Origin of the sequence: Fibrobacter sp. UWB5 (assembly GCF_002210295.1) — a bacterium.
Taxonomy (GTDB): Bacteria; Fibrobacterota; Fibrobacteria; order Fibrobacterales; family Fibrobacteraceae; genus Fibrobacter.
Genome location: NZ_MWQH01000001.1, coordinates 932,016 through 952,267 on the forward strand (window position 1 = coordinate 932,016; position 20,252 = coordinate 952,267).

The window sequence follows — 20,252 nt, forward strand, 5'->3', positions numbered from 1 at the left end:
AAATCTTAGCGGAGGTCGGCCACGCAGCGAACGTAGAGGCCTTTAGAGAGGCTTTCGTCGGTGCGGTTGATGCTGTGGGCCATGCTGCGGAATTCCCAGGAGCGGGCGGTGTTCTTTTTCACCTTGGAAGCAGACCAGTAGTGACCGGTGTTATCGCCTTCGCAGTAACCGTCCCAGTCCTTGCAGCCGCCCTTGCCCAGGTTGTTCCAGTCCAGCTTGGACTGATCTTTCTGGTAGTCGCGCCATTCGCCGTCGTTGGGGAGGTGCCAGCCGTTGGGGCATGCCTTGGAGGCTTCCTTATGGCTGTAGAAACGTCCGAATTTCTTGCAGTTGCCTTCGTCTTCGAGCAAGCACTGCTTGGGGGTAGAAAGGCTATAGGAGAGATTGTTCTTCATCCATGCCTTGTCGCCACGAATTTCAACTTTGTAGGTCTTGCCGTCGCGGGTGTCGGTGAGCGTGTTGCCGTCCTTGGAAATGTTCTTGCTTTCAAGGGCGAGCGCAAAAAGTTCTTCTTCGCTCAAATTCTGCTCGGGCTGTTCAATCTTGGCGGCTTTGCCCTTGTGGACCAGGTTCGTCTTCTTGACAGACACCTTCGTCATCTTGTGCATGCCCATCTTCTTGGGACCGGCAGCAAAGCTAGCGCCACAGCAAAGGGCGAGAACTGCAGTTGCAGCGACCAGACGATTGAACTTGATACCAAACATTTCCATACTCCTGAGGCATTTTGTTGCGCCTACACTTTTGAATATATACAGGAGTTTTTGGAAAAGATTCTTACAAATTTATTTCAAAATCGGAGTGTGACGCCGGCAACATTCGGCCCTACCCAAAATGAGTACTTTTCGTCCCGTTTTTTGTGCATCTCCAGGATTCCGATGCTGACACCGGTTCCAACAAGCGCTCCGACCAGCACGTCTGTAAAGTAATGTTTACCCGCGGCGATGCGGAGTACGCTTTCGATGGTGGCAAGCGAGTAGGCCGATGCCCTCATGATTCCTTTGTAGGGGGAGTTCGGGTAGGCCGTCCTGAACCATTGGTCGGTAAAGGTGGCGACTGTAAAAGCGGCGGTGGTGTGCCCCGAAAAGAACGACCCGTAGGCCTCCGATTTGGCGCTTTCGGCCTTTTCACGCCCTTCGCCCGATTCTGCATACATGTAGGGGCGGGGCCAGATTTCGAGCGAGCGCATGGCCACGTTGATTCCGTTTCCGATGCCAATGGCCTGGAAAAACATCAAGGTGAAGGTGGCGAATTCACCCCCGGTGGAGCTTCCGTCGTGCCAGGCGATGCCGCCGACCACCAGCGGGGCAATGGCTAAAACGGACCCGATGTCGCTCGCCTTGTCGGCAGATTCGCTGTAGCGGCCGGCCAGGGGCTTGTCCCAGGGCAAAAGGTCGTCTTTGTCTTTCATCGTTTCGGGGGTCTCCATGCGGGAATAAGGGAACATGCCGATTCCGAACATGCCGCCCGCGGCCAATGTGACCGGGATATCGTTTTCAAGGTTCAGCTCGTATGTAGGGCGTTCCACTTCAGAAGCTTGCGCAAAAACCATCAGGAACAAAATACCTACAATCAATGACCTTTTGAAAATTCGCATACAGCCCCTAAGCTAAAAAAATTATATTGCTTTATCGTAAACGAATGGAGCTTTTGTGGCAGATTCTTTAAATACTCGCGAACCGATTGTACCCAGCATGGACCTTTTCGGAGCCATTTCCGACGAAATGCGCCTCAAAATCCTGTTGCTTCTGGACCAGGCGGAATTCACCGTCAACGAAATCAAGGATATCCTGGATATCCACCAGAGTAACGCGAGCCGCCACCTGGCAAAGCTTTCTGCTTGCAACTTGCTCAAGGACCGCCGCGACGGCATCAAGGCCTATTACCGCCTGAGCGAAGAACTGTACCTGAGCACCCGCATGCTTTCGATGATCCGCGATGCCTACGAAGAACTCCCGGACAAGGATATTCTCAAATGCCGTGCCGCCCAGGTGCTCGAAGACCGCACCGACAAGACCAAGGGCCAGATCCACAAGCTCGACCAGGCGGGCGGTAGCCTCAAGGCGCAAATCAGCCTGTTCGGTCGCCTCATGTACCCGTTCGAAAACGCGGTCGATGTGGGCTGTGGCGAAGGCGGCGATCTCACGCTCATACTCTGCAACAGCTGCAAGCGCGTAACTGCCCTCGACTACGACCCGAAAATCATCAGCGGGCTCCAGAAGATTTTAAAGCAGAAGAACATCCAAAACGTGACGCCCAAGGTGGCCGACATGGTCAGCACGGGTCTGCCCGACAACTTTGCCGACCTCGTGCTCATGAGTCAGGTACTTCACCACGCCAAGGACCCGCGCCTTGCCCTCAAGGAGGCGGTCCGTATCCTCAAGCGCGGCGGAACTCTTGCCCTGCTTGACTTGGCTCAGCACAAGGAAGAATCCTTCCGCACCACGCACGGTCACATTTGGCTTGGCTTTGACCGCAGTCAGCTAGAATTCTTTGTGAAGGAATTCAACTGCGATGTCGTCTCCAGCGAAATCATCCCGAGCGAAAACGAAGTCGACAAGAAGCTGCCCGTCATTTGCATGATTCTGAAAAAGAAGTAGCGGACATGTCATCCTGAGTTAAACGAAACTTAGAACTTTAGTTCTCTAGTTGAGTTATGCCCTTTGGGTAGAAGCGAAGGATCTCTACTGATTTTTTTTCACATTTCTTGTTGCGCCGAGCGAAAAAATTGTATATCTTATAGGTAGAGCTTTTTATAGGAGAATATCATGGGTAAGATTATCAAGTATGTCGCAATTGCCGCCGCTTGCATTATTTCGGCATTTGGTGTGTATTGCCTGATCAAGTATTCTTCTGCCGACGACAAACTCGAAAACAAGTCGGAAGATTAATTTTACGTTTATTTTTGTAAATGAATCGGCTATGCAATATAGCCGCTTTTGTTGTTTGTACAGACAACTGTCTATTTCCTACCGTCTACTTTAACTAAATTAACTGCATGAATTTCCTAAACAAGAAGCCCGCATTTTTTGTGGCGGTTTCCGCCATTTTCCTTGGAATTTTGCTGATCGTGTTCCGCGACTTTGCGTTCGACCCGAACCAGCTCATGCTCAACAGCGACCAGCTGAACGGTATCGGTAGCCGCATTCTGCGTGCCGAAAGTGCCGTGCTCACGGAATGGGACGATTCCCGCCTGGGTGGCGTGCCCACGATCGATGCCTTGTTCGCCGACGCTTACCATCCGCTGGTATGGGTGCAGTTCCTGATGGATCCGGCCCGCGCCGTGGGCTTCAAGTTTATCCTCACGCTGTGGGTGGCCTTCATGAGTGCCATGGCTCTCGCCTGGAACCTGACGGGGAACCGCTGGTGGGCGGGCCTCCTCGGCATGCTTTACGCTTTTTCGCCGGAATTTTTCACCTACCTCTACGGCGGCCACGATGGCAAGATGATGGTTTTTGCGATTGCCCCGCTTTCGCTGCTCGCTATCAGGAAGATTGTGCGTTCGGGTAGTGTCCCTTACATGATTGTACTTGCGCTCTCGGTCGCGTGGATGATTCTCGGTTCGCACCTGCAGCTCACTTACTTGTTCCTGTGGGGAGCCGGCCTTTACACACTTTACGAAGTCGCCTTCCATTGTGATGCCCTAAAGACTCGCGGCAAGCGCCTTGGCCTTGCGGCAGTGGGCCTCGGTTTTGGACTTGCGCTTTCTTGCTTCCAGATTGTGCCGCCCTACATGTACACCACTACGCAGTCGGTGCGCGGCGACGACAGCCATACCAATTATGGCCACGCCGTCAGCTGGTCCTTGCACCAAGAAGAAATGGCGCAGATTCTGTTGCCGGGCTTTGTGGGCGTAGACGTTTACGAACAGAACGAAAAGACGGGCGACCTCGAAGGCTCCTCTTTCGTAAGCTTCTCCATGGATGAATACCGCAAGCTGCAGGGCGGCTCTCCGTTCTACTGGGGCCACAATGCGTTCAAGCTCGACCACAACAATGCGGGCGCGCTCCTTACCTTCCTCGGATTCCTTTGTCTGTTCCTGCCGGGCAAGCGCCGCTATGCGGCTTTCTGGGGCTTGGGTGCTGTCGTAGCTTTGAGCTACGGCATGGGCGACCATTCTCCGCTGTTCAAGCTGTGGTACAATGTGCTCCCCGGTGTCAAGAACTTCCGTGCTCCGGGCATGGCCCTGTTCTGGTTGCCGCTGTTGCTGGTGATGATGGCTGGCCCGGTTCTCAAGGCTTTGAGCGCCGAAGGCAAGACTCCTGAAGAAGCCGCCGAAGCCGAAGACAACCGTCGCGCCCTGTTGCATGGTTCTGCCATGTATGGCGTGCTCCTGGTGCTTGCCTTGATTGCCCGTTTTGCCTGGACAACCTTTATTGGCCCTGTCGGCTTGGTGGTGATGATTGTTTATGCCGCCCTCTGCCTTGGTGTGATGAGCCTCGATGACCAGAAGAAAAAGCTTACTATCGCCAACTTGACCGAGGCTTTCCAGAAGGGACTCCCGGGAACGCCGCGTGCACTGCAGGCTTGCATCTTTATTGGCTTTGCCTACCTCGGCGTGATGCTCATGAGCGGTCAGAAGCTCTTGGAAGACCCGATTACGGCTCCTTACTTTAAGCCGCTGAACGAAATCGTGATGAGTGCGACTGCCGGCAAGGCTGTCCCTGGCTTTGTGCTGGTGCTGGTGATTGTCGCGGTGACGCTCTTTGTGGCCAAGTGGAAGGCTCCGGTGGCTCACAAGGCGGGCGTGCTTGCGCTTGCTGCTGGCATCGAACTCTTCTTTATCGATGGCGCATTCATCCAGAATGTTCCTGCAAACGAATACCTGCAGCCGAACAACGCCGTGGTTGCCGCCATCAAGGCTCCGTACAAGGCGGATTCCCTGAATACGCCGCGCGTGCTTTCGCTTTCCCGAAACAAGGCTTTGAGCGGAAACATTTTCTCGCAGTATCACATGCGCAATGCCGACGGTATTCACGACAACGAGCTTGCGAGCTACCGCGTTTTCCGTGGCGGCCAGAATGATGCCAACTACTTGATGAATATCAATGACCCGACGGCAGTGCACCCGTTCCTCGACTTGATGAACGTGGGTGCAATCGTTTTCGATAGCCGTCAGGGAACGACCTACATGCCGATTCCGACAGCGATGGGCGAGGCCTACCTCTACGGCGAAGCCGTGGTGATGGATGATTCCGCTGCCATCAAGACTCTCCAGACGCAGGCCGCCATTCGTGAACAGAAGGTTGCCGAACCGGTGACAGAACCTGTTGCAGACTCCGCCGTGGCGACCGCCGATAGCGCTACCGCTGATTCCGCAAGCGCTGTGGCTGCAAAGCCCGCCGCTCCCGCTGCGCCTGAATTCGGCGATGAACCGGGCAAGTTCTTCTACCGCGAAAAAGTTATTTTGTCTGAAACCCCGGAATTCGACGGCAAGGGCAGCGTGGCTGCCAAGGGCCCGATTCAGGGTTATGCAAAGCTTGTCGCAAGCCCCAAGATGGATACGCAGGTGTTCAGCGTGAATGCTGACCGCGAAGGCTTCATGGTTGTCGCGGGCAACTATCATCCGTACTGGAAGGCTTACGTGAACGGCAAGGAAGCTAAGGTCTACAAGGCCTTTGGAACCTTGCGCGCCGTGCAGATTCCGGCGGGCAATTCCGAAGTCCGCATGGAATACCGCAGCGCTCCGTTCCACAAGACCGTTTGGGTGAGCTTGGTTGCCGTCGTGCTGTTGATTGCCCTCGGCGCAGTGGCTGCCGTGCGTAGGTGCAAGAAGTAAATCAGGAATTGAACGTTGAAATAAATTTTAAAAGGACTGTTGTGAAACAGTCCTTTTTTGCGTTGTTGCGCTATTTTTGGAGACGTTCTTCCTTAGCCGATGCGTTCGCCTTTGTTGTTGGTTCCGGGGGGCGTCTTGATAAAGTAGATGACGCACGGGACAATGATGCAGGCAAAGTAGCAGACGCTCATGAAGTGGTTGAAGGCGTCGTTCATGTAGAGGCTTTCGGGTACGAGGAATTCGTTGATGGCCATCAGGACGGCGGCCACGGCGACTCCGACAAAGATGCGTGCGATCAGTTTGCTCATGCCCTGAATGTAGTATTTCTTTGGCGCAAAGGGAATGCTTTTGGTGTAAAATTTGCTAAATTGAAAGCATGAATATCCGAATTTCTGCGATTGCATTGGCATGTTTGGTGGGTCTATCGTTCAGTGCTGACCCGCGAATGGAACAGGGCGCCCGTTTTGAGGCGAAAGGCGACTTTGAAATGGCTCTCGGCGAATACCGCGCCGTTCTGGCCGAAAATCCGCGTGATGCCGCCGCCTACTTTGCCGCCGCGCAAGTTCGCATGAAAATGAAGGATTACAGCGGGGCGCTTGCCAACTACCGCCTTGCTTATAAGTTTGAACCAACGATGAGCGCCGCTTACGAAGGTGCCGCCAAGGTTTATGAGGTTCTCGGTCAAAAGGCGAAGGCTGATGCCGAACGTGCCAAGGATCCGAAGAACAATCCGGTGGTAGAAGCCCCGATTGAAGCGGCTGCGGTTGCAGAACCAGCTCCGGAACCGGCCAAGGCTGAACCCGCCAAGGTCGCCGAACCCAAGCCGGAACCGAAGCCTGTGGAAGTGGCAAAGCCGGAACCTGCAAAGGTTGCCGAAGCTCCGAAGTCTGTCGAAAAACCGGCAGAAGTGGCCAAGGCAGAACCGGCGAAGGTTGATGCCGCCTCGAACGATCCGTTTGAAAAGGGCAAGGCTCTCTATGCCGAGGGCAAGTATAAGGAAGCCGCTCCCTTGTGGCGTGAAGTCTTGCGCAAGCAGCCTGGACACGCCGGTGCGTATTTCTACGCGGGTCTGACCCGTTACCAGCTCGGCGAAATGGACAAGGCTGAATTCAACTTGAAGAAGGGCCTTGAATACAAGGATGAAGGCAACGACGCCAACTACTTCCTCGCCTTGATTGCAAAGAACAACAAGAAACAGGATCAGGAACTCAAGTTCTTGGCCGCCTACATGAAGAAGGCTGCTCCCAGCGCCAAGTACCGTGCCGCTGCCGAAGCCCGCATTGCTGAAATCAAGGCCGAAAAGGATTCGAAGAACCAGCCAGCCGCTGCTCCGGCAACCGAAACGGTTGCAAAGGTTGAAACGAAGGCTGCCGAACCCGCTCCGGCAAAGGCTGTGGAAGAAGCTCCGGTTGCAGAACCGAAGGTGGCTGACATTGCGGACGCTCCGTCTGGTGCTCCGACGATTGCTAATGCAAACTTGCTCTATAGCGCCGGTAGCATTGAAGCGGCTGTCAAGATGTACAAGGCTTTGCTTGAAACTGAACTGCAGCCCGAAGAACGTTACTTCACCATGCTGCAGTTGGGCAATGCATACCGCGAACTCCGCGACTTCCATAGCGCCGTGGTGCGTTACCGCGAAGTGGTGCAGCAGTTCCCGGATTCTGACTGGGCTGCCGAAGCCGAACGTGCACTCGAAGATGCCGTGTGGCTTGAAAAGCACGCTTCCGAGCTCCCTCGCAGAACTAGATAGTTTGATTGTCTTCCCGGGCGTTAGACCCGGCGGACAGCACTTAGAGCTTTGCTCTTTAGTGCGCATGGCCACCAGGGTGGGGATCTCCTTTTACGGATTCACAAAAATGAACGCTTGCAATCCTTATTGCAAGCGTTTTTTACTTGCTACCGATTTTTTTCTTTGTGAAAAGGCTTCTTGAAAGTATATTTAAGAGACAAGTGTTGGGCGAGGATTGGATATGAAAAAACGTTTTGTAATCTCGAGTATTGTGGCTTTGTCGGCGTCGTTCGCGTTCGCCGACCCGCCGGCGAATTTTAGCGGTTGGGAAAAAGTGTTCGAAGACAACTTCGACGGCACAAGCCTCGACAAGAAAAAGTGGAACCCCACATACAACTGGGGACCGACGCACAACCACCGCGCCTACTGCGCCGAAGAGAACGTCATCGTCTCCGATGGTACGCTCAAACTTAAAGGCGAAAAGAAAAAGCACCCCGATGCTAGCGGCAGAACGGCCAAGTTCAACGGTAAAGAAATCCCGGTTGACTACACATCGGGTGCCATCGATACCAAGGGCCATTTTGAAGTCAAGTACGGTTACATTGAAGGCCGTTTCAAGGCCCCGTCGCAAAAGGGAACCTGGCCTGCGTTCTGGACGCTGCAAGATGGCTGGCCTCCCGAAATCGACATCTTGGAAATTCCTGCTTCGCGCAAACAGCACCATTACTACTTGCATTACACCGACCCCAGCTGGTACAGCAGCCATGGCTCGGCTTGGGACCACGAAGCCTCTTTCGGCGGCCACAAGGATGACGACGTGGACCGTTCCGCAGGATTCCACAACTATGGCGTGGAATGGGACGAAGGCACACTCAGCTTCTACTTTGACGACAAGCGGTTCGCAAGTTACAACCGCCCGACCGAAATCAAGCAGCTTGCGGCACAGTACATCATCGTGAACCTGGCCATTGGTGGCTGGGCTGGAGATGACATTGATATCACGACCGATAAGCCTGCCTACTTTGAGGCAGACTGGGTGCGTGTGTGGCAGGCCAAGCCCGCAAAGCCTGATACGGTACGCATCTTCTCGATGAATTTTGGAACTTGCATGGTGCGGACTTCCGAAGACAAACTTGCGTTGGGTGACTGCAATGGCGACAATGCCGTCGCTACAATCACGCCGCTTTCTTCGACTACTTACCGCATCAACTTTGGCGACTTGTCCATTGACACTCCGAACGAGTCGACTGATGCCGGCATTACAATGGGCTTGTACAAGTGGAACGGTGGCGGACACCAGAAGGTCGTGATGGAAAAACAGTCCGGCTACGAAGGCTCCGTGGTGCGCATGAAGATGCAGCACAGTAACATGTACCTGCGTGCAACCACGGATGGCGAACGCGTGGTGCAGAGCTGGGCCGATGACTGGGAATGGAACCAGATGTGGCGCCTGCTCGGCAAGGACGATGTTGTTCCCTCGAAGGATACGACGAAGAAAGATACGTCTGTAACTGACACCGGCAAGACTGCGCTCCCGAATCTAGGCAATTTCGCAAACGTGTACGGAACCTCGGTGCATTACGCCGACGGCCAGTTGTTTGTAGAACTGGCAAGTGCCTTCAAGAATGGCGCGAATGTGCTAATCCTTGATTTGCAAGGCCGCGAAATCTTGCGCCAGCGTGCGGAACATTCCGCAATTCTCGATGTGCAGTCGCTTGCTCCGGGAGTGTACCACGTGGTGGTGCGAAATAAAAACCGCACGGATATCCGGCGGTTCAAAAAATAAGAGCTTTGCAATGAAAAATGCCTCTCTGCGGAGAGGCGTTTTTTTGAAAGTCTTTAGACGACTTGTACGAGCAATCCCTTGAGGTACTGACCTTCGGGGAATGCCGTGTTCACGGGGTGGTCGGCGGGTTGGCCGAAGCGTTCAATGATTTGAACGCGCCGATGTGCATCGGCGGCGGCATCCGCGATAATCTTCTGGAACAAGTCCATTTCCATAAGGCCCGAGCAGCTGAAAGTCGCGAGCATGCCGCCTTCGGCCAAGAGCTTCATGGCGAGCAGGTTGATGTCCTTGTAGCCGCGGGCACCTTTCTGGAGGTTGTCCTTGCTTTCTACGAACTTGGGCGGGTCCAGTACGATGAGGTCAAAGGTTTCGGCCTTGTCGCGGCACTTGCGCAAGTACTGGAATACGTCAGCTTCCACGTGTGTGGCGTGGGCGGTGCTGAGCTTGTTACGCATGATGCCTTCCTTGGCGAGCTTGAGAGCGTCCTTGGATACATCCACCTGATAAACTTTTTCGCAACCGCCGCGGAGAGCGTAGAGCCCGAAACCGCCGGTATAGCAGAAGCAGTTCAGAACCTTCTTGCCCTTGGAAAGTTCGCCAATACGGCGGCGAGCGTCGCGCTGGTCCAGATAGTAACCGGTCTTGTGACCGTTTTTCACGTCGATGGGGAAGAGAATTCCGTTTTCGTTGATGATGACCGGTTCGTCGGGCACTTCGCCGTAAACGCAACCGGTGCGCAGCTGCAGGCCTTCTTTTTTGCGCACGTCAGAATCGCAGCGTTCGTAGATGCCGCGGCAGTGCGTCTTTTCGGCGAGCAGTTCGTAAATGTCTTTGCGGTGGACTTCGGCGCCGGCGGCCAAGATTTCCACGGAATAAATGTCGGCGTACTTGTCGATAATGCAGCCTGGAATGCCGTCGTTCTCGGCGTTAATCAGGCGGAAAGCGCTGTCCTTGTCTTCGATGTCGAAACCGCGGCTCTTGCGCGCGGCAATGGCGCGGTCGAGCAAGTCGCTAAAGAATTCGCGGTCAATGTTAGCCTTTTCGCCGAATGTCCAGAAACGCCCGCGGATCTGGGACTTGGGCGAGTACGCCGCAAGACCCAGAAAATCGCTCTTGTAGCTGTAAACTTCAACGGTGTCGCCAAGTTCCGGGTCGCCGATAACTTCGTCAACGGCTCCGCTAAAAATCCAGGGGTGGTAACGCAGTGCGGACTTTTCGCGTCCGGCTTTCAAGGTAATTGCTTTCATGAAGGTAAATGTAGGAAAATTTTTGCTTTTAAAATAGGGTGCATTTTTCTACATTTGGCGCCACGATGTTTGAAAGCGTGTTTGACAAATACCCCTTCTTTAGAGCCGTTCCCTGCGTGCTCTGCATGGCTATCATCTTTAAACTGTCTTCGCTCACGACGGAACAGCTTCAAGATTTCCCGCATGTTTGGGATAAGCTGGCTCACTTTTGCGAATACGCGACGCTTGCCGGCTGCTATGCCATGCTCTGGACCCGTAACGAATGGTCCAAGCGCCAGTGGCTGCGTGTGCTGGTGGTGGGAGTTCTCGCGCTTGCTTATGGTTGCACCGACGAATACCACCAGAGCTTTGTCGAGGGCCGCGACAGCAGCGTGCTCGATTTGGTTGCTGACTTGACCGGTGGCCTGATGGGTGGCGTTGTTTACGCCATTGTTACGCGAATCTTGAATCGCTACGACCCGGTGTCCGAAAAACAGTCTTCCGTAGAAAACTAGAATTCTCCGAGCAAGATTATCTCGCGGTGCAGTTCAATGCCGAATTTCTCGGCGACTTTTTGCTGTACGTATTCGCTTAATTGCTTGATATCGCTTGCGGTAGCGCCGCCTGCGTTCACGATAAAGTTTGCATGCACGGTGCTGACTTCGGCACCGCCTATGCGGTAGCCCTTGAGGCCTGCTTGCTCGATGTAATAGCCCGGCGCGATTTGTTGCGGCATGTCGGCGGTGCCATGCTCTAGGCGCTTGAAGGTGGAGCCTGCGTTCGGCATGTTCAGCGGCTGGCTTGCCTTGCGCTTGGCCATGCATTCGGCAAGTTCCGCTTCGAGGTCGGCAATTGTCTTGCTTTCAACACTTGCTGCTTGCAACTGGAATGTCGCCGAGAGAACAATCGCCTTGTTCTTCTGAAAAATACTTTGTCTATACCCGAAGGCGCAGTCGGCGTTAGAAATTTCGCGAATGTTTCCGTCGCTGTCAAGAACGGTGACTTGCGTGCAACAGGTTCCAATTTCTTGGCCGTAGGCGCCCGCATTCATGTAAATTGCTCCGCCCAAGGTTCCGGGGATTCCGGCGAGCTTGTGGATGCTTGCAAAACCCAACTTGAGTACATTGCGGGCGAACCTGCCGAGAGGGGTTGCCGCTCCGACCTTGAACGCTCCGTTTCCTAAATCTTCGATGGCAGAAAATTCTCCGGCGAACGTGATGACAACGCCGTCAAAACCCTTGTCCGAGACAAGCAGATTCGTTCCGTTCCCTAAAATAAAGTAGGGAAGACCTTTTTCGCGGGCCATTTCCAGCGCGTTTTGAAGGTCTTGTATGGTTTCCGCCTTCACGTAATAGTGTGCGGACCCACCCACTTTAAAGGAGGTGTGCTTGCTCATCAATTCGTTTTCGAGAATCTGCATATTGTAAATATAGCTTTGCCAAGAAAAATTGTATATTACCTCGCGATGACTAACGAGGAACTGAAACAATTTAAGTCGGCGATTTCGATCACCGCCGTCGCGCAGACCCTGGGAGTAAATGTGTCCCATGGCAAGTGCCATTGTTTCTTTCCGCAGCGCCACGCCCATGGAGACCGCACGCCTTCGGTTTCAATTTCCGAAGAACGCGGGACTTTCCGTTGCTGGGTTTGCGACGATGTTCGCGGGGACGTGATTTCGTTGGTGCAGATTGTCAAGGATTGTGGCTTTACCGAATCGCTGAACTGGCTCATGGAACAGTACCCGTTCCTGGTGCCGGCCTCCGCCCGTAAAGAGATGGCGAAAATCGCGGAGCGCGCGGCCAATGCCGCTGGACGCCCGCATGCAGCTTCGTCCGTGGCTCGTATGCCCGAGATGGTCCGCCCGGTGGAACCCGAAGAGCCGCCCCTTGTATCCGAAGACGACCGCAAGAAAATCATCCTCTCGTTCCTCAAGCGTTTAAGCCCTGTTGACAATACGCCTGCAGGTAAGTGGCTCGCTCGCCGTCGCATCTACAAGCCCGTGTGGGACAAGATGCTTTTGCGCACCATTAGCAACTACGAAGAGGTGAACAACAGCCTCAAGGCGGACTTTGGCGAGGCGGTGCTGAAGTACGTGGGTCTCTTTAACGACAAAGGGCATTTGCGTTACTACAAGCATCCGTTGATTTTCCCGTATCTGGATCCGCAGCGCCGTGCGTTCTATTTCCAGTCTCGCGCGATTGACAATACGGTGGTGCCCAAGGAACTCAACTTGCGTGGCACGGTGCCGTACCCGTACAACATGGTGGCGCTGGACCAAAAACCGGGCTGGGTCTATTTGTGCGAAGGCGTGGTCGATACGCTCACCTTTTTAGGACAAAGGATCAATGCGGTCGGAATTCCGGGTGTCCGCAGCTTTAAAGTGGAGTGGTTGAATCTTTTTAGAAACAAAAATGTGGTACTTTGTCTGGATCACGATGAAGCGGGCCGCTCTGGTATGGAATATATCGGCAACTTGTTCACACAAGCGGGCATTCATAATGTAATTTTAGGCGAAGGAATGGAAAATTTGCCCACGGCCATGAAAGAAGGTGAAGACATCAATGATTGGTTCGGAGGAAAGAAGTAATGGATAAAGTGAAGTTGTATTTCGGTAAGGTCAAGGACTTTTTTAAGTGGTTTGTTGGAACCAAGTTTGCGAAGATAGCTGGGTTTGTACTCAAGTGGCTTTACCGTACAATCAATTTCATTATCCGTCAGGCCTTGTTGATTCTGATTATCTATTCGGCCATTTTCTCGGTGGCAGCCTCTTACGCCTTGTACCGCGCCTTTATTTACGGCTACGATATTTACGATGGCGTGGCGCAACTCAAGGATGCCCAGCCTGAAATGAGCAAGTACATGGAGGCCCTGCGCGATTCGAACCCGAATATCGAAATCAAGCATACCTACGTACCACTCGATTCTATCAGCCCGTACCTGCGCAAGGCGGTCATTGCAAGCGAAGACGCCGGCTTCTACTTCCATCCGGGTTTTGACATTCGTGCCATTGCCGAAGCCTTGGACGCAAACCAGATGGCGGGGAAGACCAAGTTCGGTGGCTCCACGATTACGCAACAGCTCGCAAAGAACTTGTTCTTGAGTGGCGAACGCTCCTTCAACCGCAAGTTCAAGGAGCTTGCCTACGCGCTCTTGATGGAACATGAGCTTGGCAAGGACCGCATTCTGGAACTGTACCTGAATTACGCCCAGTGGGGCAAGGATATCTTTGGCTGCCAGGAAGCCTGCCGCACCTATTACAAGAAGAACTGCGCCAAGCTGAGCGTAGACCAGGCAATCAACCTGGCCGCCATGCTCGCAAGCCCGGGCAAGCATCACCCGAACATGCGCGAAAGCCAGTTCATGGCCAAGCGTCGCGCCGTGATTTACCAGAACATGTTCCCCAAGAAGGATAGCGTGCTGGTGGATTCCTTGCGCCAGCTGATGGCTCCGATTCCCAAGGACAGCTCCGCGAAGGGAGCGAAGGCATCGGAAAAATCTATGGAAAAGGCCCCAGCTAAAAACCTGGACAAAAAGCCCGAAAAGGCTTCGGAGAAAAATCCGTCGAAGACTTCTGAAAAGTCGGCGAAGGCTCCTGCGAAAGCCTCTACAAAAAAGAAATAAAAGTTTCTATATTTGACTTGTCTAAAATTTTCTTAAAGGACGCTAAAAATGGCTAAGAAAGAATCCAAGAAGAAGGTTGTCCTCGCTTATAGCGGTGGACTCGATACTTCCATCATCATCCCCTGGCTCAAGGAAAACTACGACTGCGAAGTGATCGCTTTCGCTGCCGACCTCGGTCAGAACGACTTCCCGGACGCTAAGGCCCTCGAAGACAAGGCTCTCAAGACTGGCGCTTCCAAGTGCTACGTTCTTGACCTCAAGAAGGAATTCCTTGAAGACTACGTTTGGCCGACCGTTCGCGCCGGTGCTAAGTACGAAGGAACCTACCTCCTGGGTACCTCTTTCGCCCGTCCGCTCATCGCCAAGTATCAGGTGAAGATTGCTGAAAAGGAAGGCGCCTACGCTGTTGCTCACGGTGCTACCGGTAAGGGTAACGACCAGGTCCGTTTCGAACTGACCTACGCCGCTCTCAACCCGAAGCTCGAAATCATCGCTCCGTGGAAGGACCCGAAGTGGACGTTCCATAGCCGCGAAGACGCTATCGACTACGCTGCCGCTCACAAGATTCCGCTGAACGGCATCAGCAAGAAGAAGATTTACTCTGAAGACGGTAACCTGTGGCACCTCTCTCACGAAGGTGGCGTTCTGGAATTCCCGGAACAGGAACACAAGTACGAATTCCTCAAGCACACCAACACGTACGAAAAGGCCCCGAACAAGGCCGATCACGTGACGATTACCTTCGATAAGGGTAATCCGGTGGCTATCGATGGCAAGAAGATGGGTGCTGTCGAACTCCTTGAATACCTGAACAAGATTGGCGGCAAGAACGCTTGCGGTCTCTTGGACATCGTTGAAAACCGCCTCGTCGGCCTGAAGAGCCGCGGCGTGTACGAAACTCCGGGTGGCACGCTTCTGTACAAGGCTCACGAATGCCTGCAGCAGCTCGTGCTCGACAAGGAAACTTTGTTCGAAGCCCAGAAGATGTCTATGACCTATGCCAACCTCGTGTACAATGGCCAGTGGTTCACTCCGCTCCGCCAGGCTATGGACGCCTTCTTCGCTGAAGTGAACAAGGTTGTTACCGGTGACGTGACCCTCAAGCTCTACAAGGGTAACATCATTCCGGCCGGCATCAAGAGCCCCTACAGCCTCTACGACATGGGCCTCGGCGGATTCACCGACGTTGACATGTACGACCAAAAGGACGCAACGGGCTTCATCCGCTGCTACGGCCTCCCGCTCAAGACGCGCGCCCTGTTGCTCGGCAACAAGACCAACGTCGACTTCGGCAAGCCGGTTGTTCTTCCGAAGAAGTAATCGGAAAAGATAATTGAAAAAAATCCCTCGGTTCAAAACCGGGGGATTTTTTTATTTCTACTAAAATTCAAACATGTATCCGGCTCCCCAGAGGAGCTTTTTTACATCATGTTCCCTGTATCGGTTGATAGGGACGCTAATTTGTGTGTACAGCCCGTAAAGGTGAGCCCAAAGTTCAAGCGAAAGGTCGGCTGTTTCTTTATAGTTGTAGGGGAAGGTGTACCTGCCTTCGTTTGCCTTGTTGATTTCCTGGTGCAATTTGTTCGGGGCTTCGGCGTATTCGTAACCAAGACCAAGGCCTGTGTCAAAGTGGAACGGGAGTTCTTTAAAGAAGGTCCAGAGCAGGCTGCCGCGGTAGCCGCACCAAAAGTGATTTTCGCCTTTACTCATGCCCATTCCCTGCAGGTAGACCATCAAGTTGTTGTAGCCAACGCCTCCAATCAGCACGACAGGGGTCTGATTGCGAAGGCCCGCTCCGGCGCTAAAACGCCAGTCTCCGGCGTGGCTAAATACTGCAACAAAAAGGACTACAAAAAACAGGGGTCTAAAAACAGTGCGAAACATAGTCCAAATATAGACAAAACATACGATTATACTCGCAAAAACCTGTTTTTATTCCTATATTGTTTTGCATAAAACTCGGCCCGCCGTAGCACGGACCACAAAAAAGGAATCAATATGAAGATGAAATCACTTATCAAGGCTTGCGCATTTGCTTGCGCTTTCGCCGCTCCTGCAATGGCTGAAGGTGGCATGTTCGAAGGGGCTCTCCCCGAAAACTGGACTGCCGACGTTGTCGCAGCTGTTCGTTATAACTGGTACAACTTCAGCAACTGGCAGAAGGACGGTACCTCCAACTACACTTGGCTCGTGACCTACGATGCCGACGTGCAGGGTAAGTGGAAGGTCGCTAACTGGCGTAACCTCATCGACATCGACCTCGGTCAGACATGGACTAAGGGCGTGGGTAAGCGCAAGTCCAACGACCGTCTCTTCTGGGAATCTATGCTCGACTTCAACATGACCGAAGTCCTGAAGCCCTATATCGGTAACCGCTTTGAAACTCAGTTCATGGCCGGCTACGAATACAGCGAAGACGAAGATGGCAACGAAGTCAAGAAGGCAATTTCCAGCTTCATGGATCCGGCCTACGAAACTCAGCTTGCCGGTCTTGCTTACGTTCCGAACGACAACTTCTCTCAGCGTATCGGTTTTGCTAACCGCATGACCATTTCTAACGGTTACGGTTACGCCGACGACAAGGATACCGAAAAGTTCGAAAAGTTCCGTGACGAACCCGGTCTCGAATCTATCACCGAAGCCAAGTATGCCTTCTCTGACATCGTGAGCTTCAAGACCCGTCTGTGGGCCTTCTGCAACTTCGAAGGTGTCGAAAAGATTGACGGCCTTTGGGAAAACCTGCTCTCCGTGATGATTGCACCGCTCGTTGAACTCCAGGTTGGCTTCGATATGGCCTACGACTGGGATCTCGACGAAGATACGCAGTACAAGAGCATGGTGCTCTTCGGCCTGACCTGGCGCTGGTTTTAATTAGAAACCGGGTCGCTCGGCTCTATCGCATGAAAAAAGTCCCCGTTCGGGGACTTTTTTGTTTTTGAAGTCATGCTGACGCAGGTCAGCATCGGCTTTTTTATTTCTAGCCCTTGGCTTCTAAATCCGCTTTCATGGCTCGAATGGCGTTGCCGCGGTGGCTGATGCCTTTCTTTTCTGCAAGTTCCATCTGCGCGAAAGTGCGGTCAAATCCGTCGGGAACGAATAGCGGGTCGTAACCGAATCCCATGTCGCCAACGGGCGCGAAGTTGATTTGTCCGCGGCACTCGCCTTCATAAATCTTGGGTTCGCTCACAGTCCACTTGCCGTCCACTTCGGCGGCTTTCTGGTAAGAGAGTGCGCAGAAGTAGCGGGCGCTGCGGTCCTTGACGCCTTCAAGCTTTTGCATGAGCTTGTCGTTGTTCGCCTGGTCGTTGCCATGGTAGCCGCAGTAGCGGGCGCTGTAAATGCCGGGTTCGCCGTTCAAAGCGAATACTTCCAAGCCGGAATCGTCGGCAAGAACGCTTGCCTCGATATGCTTTTCGCAAAGCCACTTGGCTACCGAGCTCGACTTAATGATCGCGTTTGCTTCGAACGAATCGCCGTCTTCAACGATATCGTCTGTAAAGCCGATGTCCTTGAGCGTCTTGAATTCCTTGTTCTCGGTTCCGAGAATGTGGGCGAAGTCCCTAATCTTCCCGGGATTTCCCGTCGCGATAACAAATAAATGCTTCATCTTAAAAGATCTCTCGTCTTTCGTCTGTAGGCTCATTGAGCCGTTCTTTTGTCTAATTAGTAGTGTTCCGGTTTCATCACGATAAGGATAGCGTCGACAACGACACCTACGCCACAGAGACCGCCTGTGCAAAGCCAAAGGATTCCGGTCCAGATTTTACCTTCGTAAAAGCGGTGCAGTCCCAGATAGCCGAGCAAAATGCAAAGGGCTAGGGCAATCCATTTGTTGTGTTCACCTTGTGCGGGCATAAGACCTCTTTTTGTTTTTGTGCGACCCAAATATAGAAAAAGCGGACTCTTGATTTTTCTAAATTTATTGATGGATAATTGCTATGTTCCACGTATTCAAGCACGAACTGCGACTGATTTTTAGGGATCCGCGCTTCTGGATCCCCTTCGTTATCCCGCCCGTGATTTTGGCGGCTAGCCAGGGCATAGCCGTGTCGCGTTACGGTGGCCAGATTATGGAGGGCATGCAGGGCTACATGATGCTCTTGCTCGGTTGCCTCATGGCGCCCATGGGCTCGCCCCTTGCTGGCGATACTTTTGCGGGCGAACGCGAACGTAATTCCCTAGAACTCCTGCAACTAGCGCCGATTGCTCCTGCAAAACTCTTCTGGGGCAAGCTTCTGGCGATTCTTCCGTTTCCGGTGGTGTTTGCGTTGCTCGCACAGTTCGGTTACTGGGTGTCGCATCCTGAAATTTCGACGATGTCTGCGGTGGCATCTGTTCTCGGGGCGCTTTCGGCGGTGCTTCTCACGACCTCATTTTCGCTTGTCGTTTCGCTCCGCGTTAAGACGGTCCGGGCTGCGACTCATCTGACTTTGTTTCTTATCGTGCCGCTATTGCTGTTGGTGCAGCTCGGCCACGAGGCTTTCTTGAGCGGGCTGTTCGTGCCTGTCGTAACGCTTGTCGTGTCGGTCTTGCTGAGCATTGCGGCGACTTTCACGAGCATGCGAAAGTTTGTAAGCTTGTAATGTAATAGAGGAAAAATATGAAAAAAGCCCTTTTTGCCATCAGTTCCTTAGTGCTTGCGCTTGCCTTTACGGCCTGCGGCGATTCTTCATCCGGTGCGTCCGATTCTGATCCGTCTAACGGAGGAAAACCTTCCGCAAAGGGTAGTTTCCCGCAAAATGGCGATCCGGAATTTTATTGCTATGCAACTAGTGGAACCGATGAAGATGGTAAAATCTGGGGACAGATCAAGTTGAATATCCCGAACTATAAGGGACATGTAGAAAGAATTACTTTTGATGAAACCGGCAATGGCACGCAATATTATGAACAGTCCTATTACAATTTGAATTCGTATAATAAAACGGCCATGTGCCTTGAATTCGAACAGGGTATCGAAGAAAAATCAAGGAAAAGGAATTTCACTGAAACACACTGCGAAAACGGAGTCTCTTACTTTGTAATATCTTTCCAAGGCGCGCCCATAAATGAACTTATGATGCACGCGACGGAGTTCGAAGAAGATTGCGAACAATACAAGCGCGAGTGGGAAGACGGCGAATACGAAGAATACCAGAAAAAACGTTAATCCTTCAAGTAAACGCTTCGCCCGTCGTTCAACATCAGGATGACGGGCAATTCTTTTGCTATAAAAACGCCGTCATTCAAAAGGCCGCTTTCTATCAGTTGGCCGTTCAAGCTGAAAGCCCTGTATGGGGCGTTAGGCTTGGCGCCTGCAATCTGGTAGCGGTTTTGGCCGAGTTTCGTGAAACTGAACCTTGCCTGCGAGAGTCCCGGGATTGTGGTAGTAATAGTGTCTGCCGCGAACCTGTAATCTGGGCAGAAGTTCAGCGTGTCGAGGAGGAAGGCGTGTATTCCGGCCACAGCCGAGCTTGCTAGCGGTACATCAGCCTTGTCGATATCCTTACCGTCGTTTCTCCGTCTTAATTCTGGCGGGTTGAATTCGCAGCCGGAGTAGCCCCTTTCTTTCCAATAGTATCTACCGCAGAGCTCAAAAACGTGTTCCACCAGAGAATCAGCCTGTTCCGCCGTGCCTTTGAAAACGCCCGCCTTTTGCAGCCGTGCGAACTCGTCTTTGAATACAGCGTCGTGATGCACGCTGAAAAGCGAATCAACGAAGTCGTCTTGGTTGCTGGAATAGGCGACGCGTGCCACCTTGACTACTTTCTCGGAGGCAATTACAATCATGGTGGAGTCAAGCTCAGACCTGTACATCCATACCGTGTCGACACCGGAAGCATTCTTTACGGCAGGTTCGCGATTATCCATCTTGGAGAGGTTCAGGTAGCTGCCCTCGAACAGGTAGAGAGCCACTGCTGGGTATTCGAAATAAGCTCCAGTGCTTCCAGACTCCCTGACGGGTGGCTCGTAGCTGCATTCCGCTGCCTGTAGGGTTGCGGTTCCGATGCCTGCGGCAAAAGCTCCCGCAAATAGAAATTTTGTGAAATTCATACTCTTTTCTCCTTTTAGTCCATCTTCAAGAAATAGTAAAAAAAGAGAGCCGTTTTCGAGCCTAGCAAAAACGAGTGATTT

21 protein-coding genes are annotated in these 20,252 nt (G+C 52.9%); 12 read left to right on the plus strand and 9 right to left on the minus strand.

Annotated elements, in window-relative coordinates:
• Positions 1 to 5: 5 nt before the first annotated feature.
• Both B7989_RS03840 and B7989_RS03845 read right to left on the minus strand, forming a co-directional pair.
• Positions 6 to 710 carry an FISUMP domain-containing protein gene (locus B7989_RS03840; RefSeq protein ID WP_088627264.1) on the minus strand — a complete coding sequence of 235 codons (705 nt, stop codon included), beginning with the start codon at positions 708 to 710 and terminating at the stop codon, positions 6 to 8.
• Positions 711 to 787: 77 nt separating this feature from the next.
• Positions 788 to 1,549, minus strand: coding sequence for a phosphatase PAP2 family protein (locus tag B7989_RS03845; protein WP_158212859.1), 762 nt, complete (start codon positions 1,547 to 1,549; stop codon positions 788 to 790).
• A 100-nt stretch (positions 1,550 to 1,649) separates the two neighbouring features.
• Here B7989_RS03845 and B7989_RS03850 point away from each other — a divergent pair, with 100 nt between their 5' ends.
• The 3 genes from B7989_RS03850 (at position 1,650) to B7989_RS03855 (ending at position 5,776) form a co-directional block, all read left to right on the plus strand.
• Positions 1,650 to 2,597: a metalloregulator ArsR/SmtB family transcription factor gene (locus B7989_RS03850; RefSeq protein ID WP_233144236.1), complete on the plus strand. Its 948-nt coding sequence runs from the start codon at positions 1,650 to 1,652 to the stop codon at positions 2,595 to 2,597.
• A 168-nt stretch (positions 2,598 to 2,765) separates the two neighbouring features.
• Positions 2,766 to 2,888, plus strand: a complete 123-nt coding sequence (locus tag B7989_RS14225; RefSeq protein ID WP_255369325.1) for a hypothetical protein — start codon at positions 2,766 to 2,768, stop codon at positions 2,886 to 2,888.
• Positions 2,889 to 2,995: 107 nt separating this feature from the next.
• Positions 2,996 to 5,776 (plus strand): hypothetical protein, encoded by a 2,781-nt coding sequence (locus B7989_RS03855; protein WP_233144237.1) that lies wholly within the window; start codon positions 2,996 to 2,998, stop codon positions 5,774 to 5,776.
• A 92-nt stretch (positions 5,777 to 5,868) separates the two neighbouring features.
• Here the strand turns inward: B7989_RS03855 and B7989_RS03860 are convergent, their stop codons facing one another.
• Positions 5,869 to 6,084: a hypothetical protein gene (locus tag B7989_RS03860; protein WP_144264959.1), complete on the minus strand. Its 216-nt coding sequence runs from the start codon at positions 6,082 to 6,084 to the stop codon at positions 5,869 to 5,871.
• A gap of 68 nt (positions 6,085 to 6,152) precedes the next feature.
• Here B7989_RS03860 and B7989_RS03865 point away from each other — a divergent pair, with 68 nt between their 5' ends.
• Both B7989_RS03865 and B7989_RS03870 read left to right on the plus strand, forming a co-directional pair.
• On the plus strand, positions 6,153 to 7,526 hold the full coding sequence (locus tag B7989_RS03865) for a tetratricopeptide repeat protein (protein ID WP_088627267.1): 1,374 nt from the start codon (positions 6,153 to 6,155) through the stop codon (positions 7,524 to 7,526).
• 220 nt (positions 7,527 to 7,746) lie between these two features.
• Positions 7,747 to 9,291, plus strand: a complete 1,545-nt coding sequence (locus B7989_RS03870) for a family 16 glycosylhydrolase (protein ID WP_158212860.1) — start codon at positions 7,747 to 7,749, stop codon at positions 9,289 to 9,291.
• Positions 9,292 to 9,344: 53 nt separating this feature from the next.
• On the opposite strand, the gene B7989_RS03875 is transcribed toward B7989_RS03870, so the two are convergent.
• Positions 9,345 to 10,538, minus strand: a complete 1,194-nt coding sequence (locus B7989_RS03875) for a class I SAM-dependent rRNA methyltransferase (RefSeq protein ID WP_088627268.1) — start codon at positions 10,536 to 10,538, stop codon at positions 9,345 to 9,347.
• Positions 10,539 to 10,603: 65 nt separating this feature from the next.
• On the opposite strand from B7989_RS03875, the gene B7989_RS03880 reads away from it, so the two are divergent.
• Positions 10,604 to 11,032, plus strand: a complete 429-nt coding sequence (locus tag B7989_RS03880) for a VanZ family protein (protein ID WP_088627269.1) — start codon at positions 10,604 to 10,606, stop codon at positions 11,030 to 11,032.
• On the opposite strand, the gene murB is transcribed toward B7989_RS03880, so the two are convergent.
• A complete protein-coding gene (murB, locus tag B7989_RS03885) occupies positions 11,029 to 11,937 on the minus strand; it encodes a UDP-N-acetylmuramate dehydrogenase (protein ID WP_088627270.1) in 909 nt (302 codons plus the stop codon). The two genes, B7989_RS03880 and murB, sit on opposite strands and share 4 nt — an antisense overlap.
• A gap of 45 nt (positions 11,938 to 11,982) precedes the next feature.
• Here murB and B7989_RS03890 point away from each other — a divergent pair, with 45 nt between their 5' ends.
• Genes B7989_RS03890 through B7989_RS03900 form a run of 3 tightly spaced genes read left to right on the plus strand, consistent with a single transcriptional unit; the run spans position 11,983 to position 15,458 of the window.
• Positions 11,983 to 13,104 carry a toprim domain-containing protein gene (locus tag B7989_RS03890; RefSeq protein WP_088627271.1) on the plus strand — a complete coding sequence of 374 codons (1,122 nt, stop codon included), beginning with the start codon at positions 11,983 to 11,985 and terminating at the stop codon, positions 13,102 to 13,104.
• Complete coding sequence (gene mtgA, locus B7989_RS03895; protein ID WP_088627272.1) at positions 13,104 to 14,138, plus strand: monofunctional biosynthetic peptidoglycan transglycosylase; 1,035 nt, start codon at positions 13,104 to 13,106, stop codon at positions 14,136 to 14,138. Before B7989_RS03890 ends, mtgA begins: the two co-directional genes overlap by 1 nt.
• 48 nt (positions 14,139 to 14,186) lie before the next feature.
• On the plus strand, positions 14,187 to 15,458 hold the full coding sequence (locus B7989_RS03900) for an argininosuccinate synthase (RefSeq protein WP_072798409.1): 1,272 nt from the start codon (positions 14,187 to 14,189) through the stop codon (positions 15,456 to 15,458).
• Between the two features lie 60 nt (positions 15,459 to 15,518).
• On the opposite strand, the gene B7989_RS03905 is transcribed toward B7989_RS03900, so the two are convergent.
• On the minus strand, positions 15,519 to 16,022 hold the full coding sequence (locus tag B7989_RS03905; protein WP_088627273.1) for a hypothetical protein: 504 nt from the start codon (positions 16,020 to 16,022) through the stop codon (positions 15,519 to 15,521).
• Positions 16,023 to 16,136: 114 nt separating this feature from the next.
• Between B7989_RS03905 and B7989_RS03910 the strand changes: the two genes are divergently transcribed.
• Positions 16,137 to 17,009, plus strand: a complete 873-nt coding sequence (locus tag B7989_RS03910; RefSeq protein WP_088627274.1) for a DUF3078 domain-containing protein — start codon at positions 16,137 to 16,139, stop codon at positions 17,007 to 17,009.
• A 106-nt stretch (positions 17,010 to 17,115) separates the two neighbouring features.
• Here B7989_RS03910 and rdgB read toward each other — a convergent pair whose 3' ends face one another.
• Together rdgB and B7989_RS03920 are read right to left on the minus strand one after the other, a co-directional pair.
• Entirely contained in the window at positions 17,116 to 17,745 is a 630-nt protein-coding gene (gene rdgB, locus B7989_RS03915; protein WP_088627275.1) for an RdgB/HAM1 family non-canonical purine NTP pyrophosphatase, read from the minus strand.
• A 56-nt stretch (positions 17,746 to 17,801) separates the two neighbouring features.
• Positions 17,802 to 17,993, minus strand: a complete 192-nt coding sequence (locus B7989_RS03920; protein ID WP_073053469.1) for a TM2 domain-containing protein — start codon at positions 17,991 to 17,993, stop codon at positions 17,802 to 17,804.
• Positions 17,994 to 18,076: 83 nt separating this feature from the next.
• Between B7989_RS03920 and B7989_RS03925 the strand changes: the two genes are divergently transcribed.
• Together B7989_RS03925 and B7989_RS03930 are read left to right on the plus strand one after the other, a co-directional pair.
• On the plus strand, positions 18,077 to 18,721 hold the full coding sequence (locus B7989_RS03925; RefSeq protein ID WP_088627276.1) for an ABC transporter permease: 645 nt from the start codon (positions 18,077 to 18,079) through the stop codon (positions 18,719 to 18,721).
• A gap of 17 nt (positions 18,722 to 18,738) precedes the next feature.
• Entirely contained in the window at positions 18,739 to 19,287 is a 549-nt protein-coding gene (locus B7989_RS03930) for a hypothetical protein (RefSeq protein WP_088627277.1), read from the plus strand.
• Here B7989_RS03930 and B7989_RS03935 read toward each other — a convergent pair.
• Positions 19,284 to 20,171: a hypothetical protein gene (locus B7989_RS03935; protein WP_088627278.1), complete on the minus strand. Its 888-nt coding sequence runs from the start codon at positions 20,169 to 20,171 to the stop codon at positions 19,284 to 19,286. The genes B7989_RS03930 and B7989_RS03935 overlap by 4 nt on opposite strands.
• Between the last annotated feature and the right edge of the window lie 81 nt (positions 20,172 to 20,252).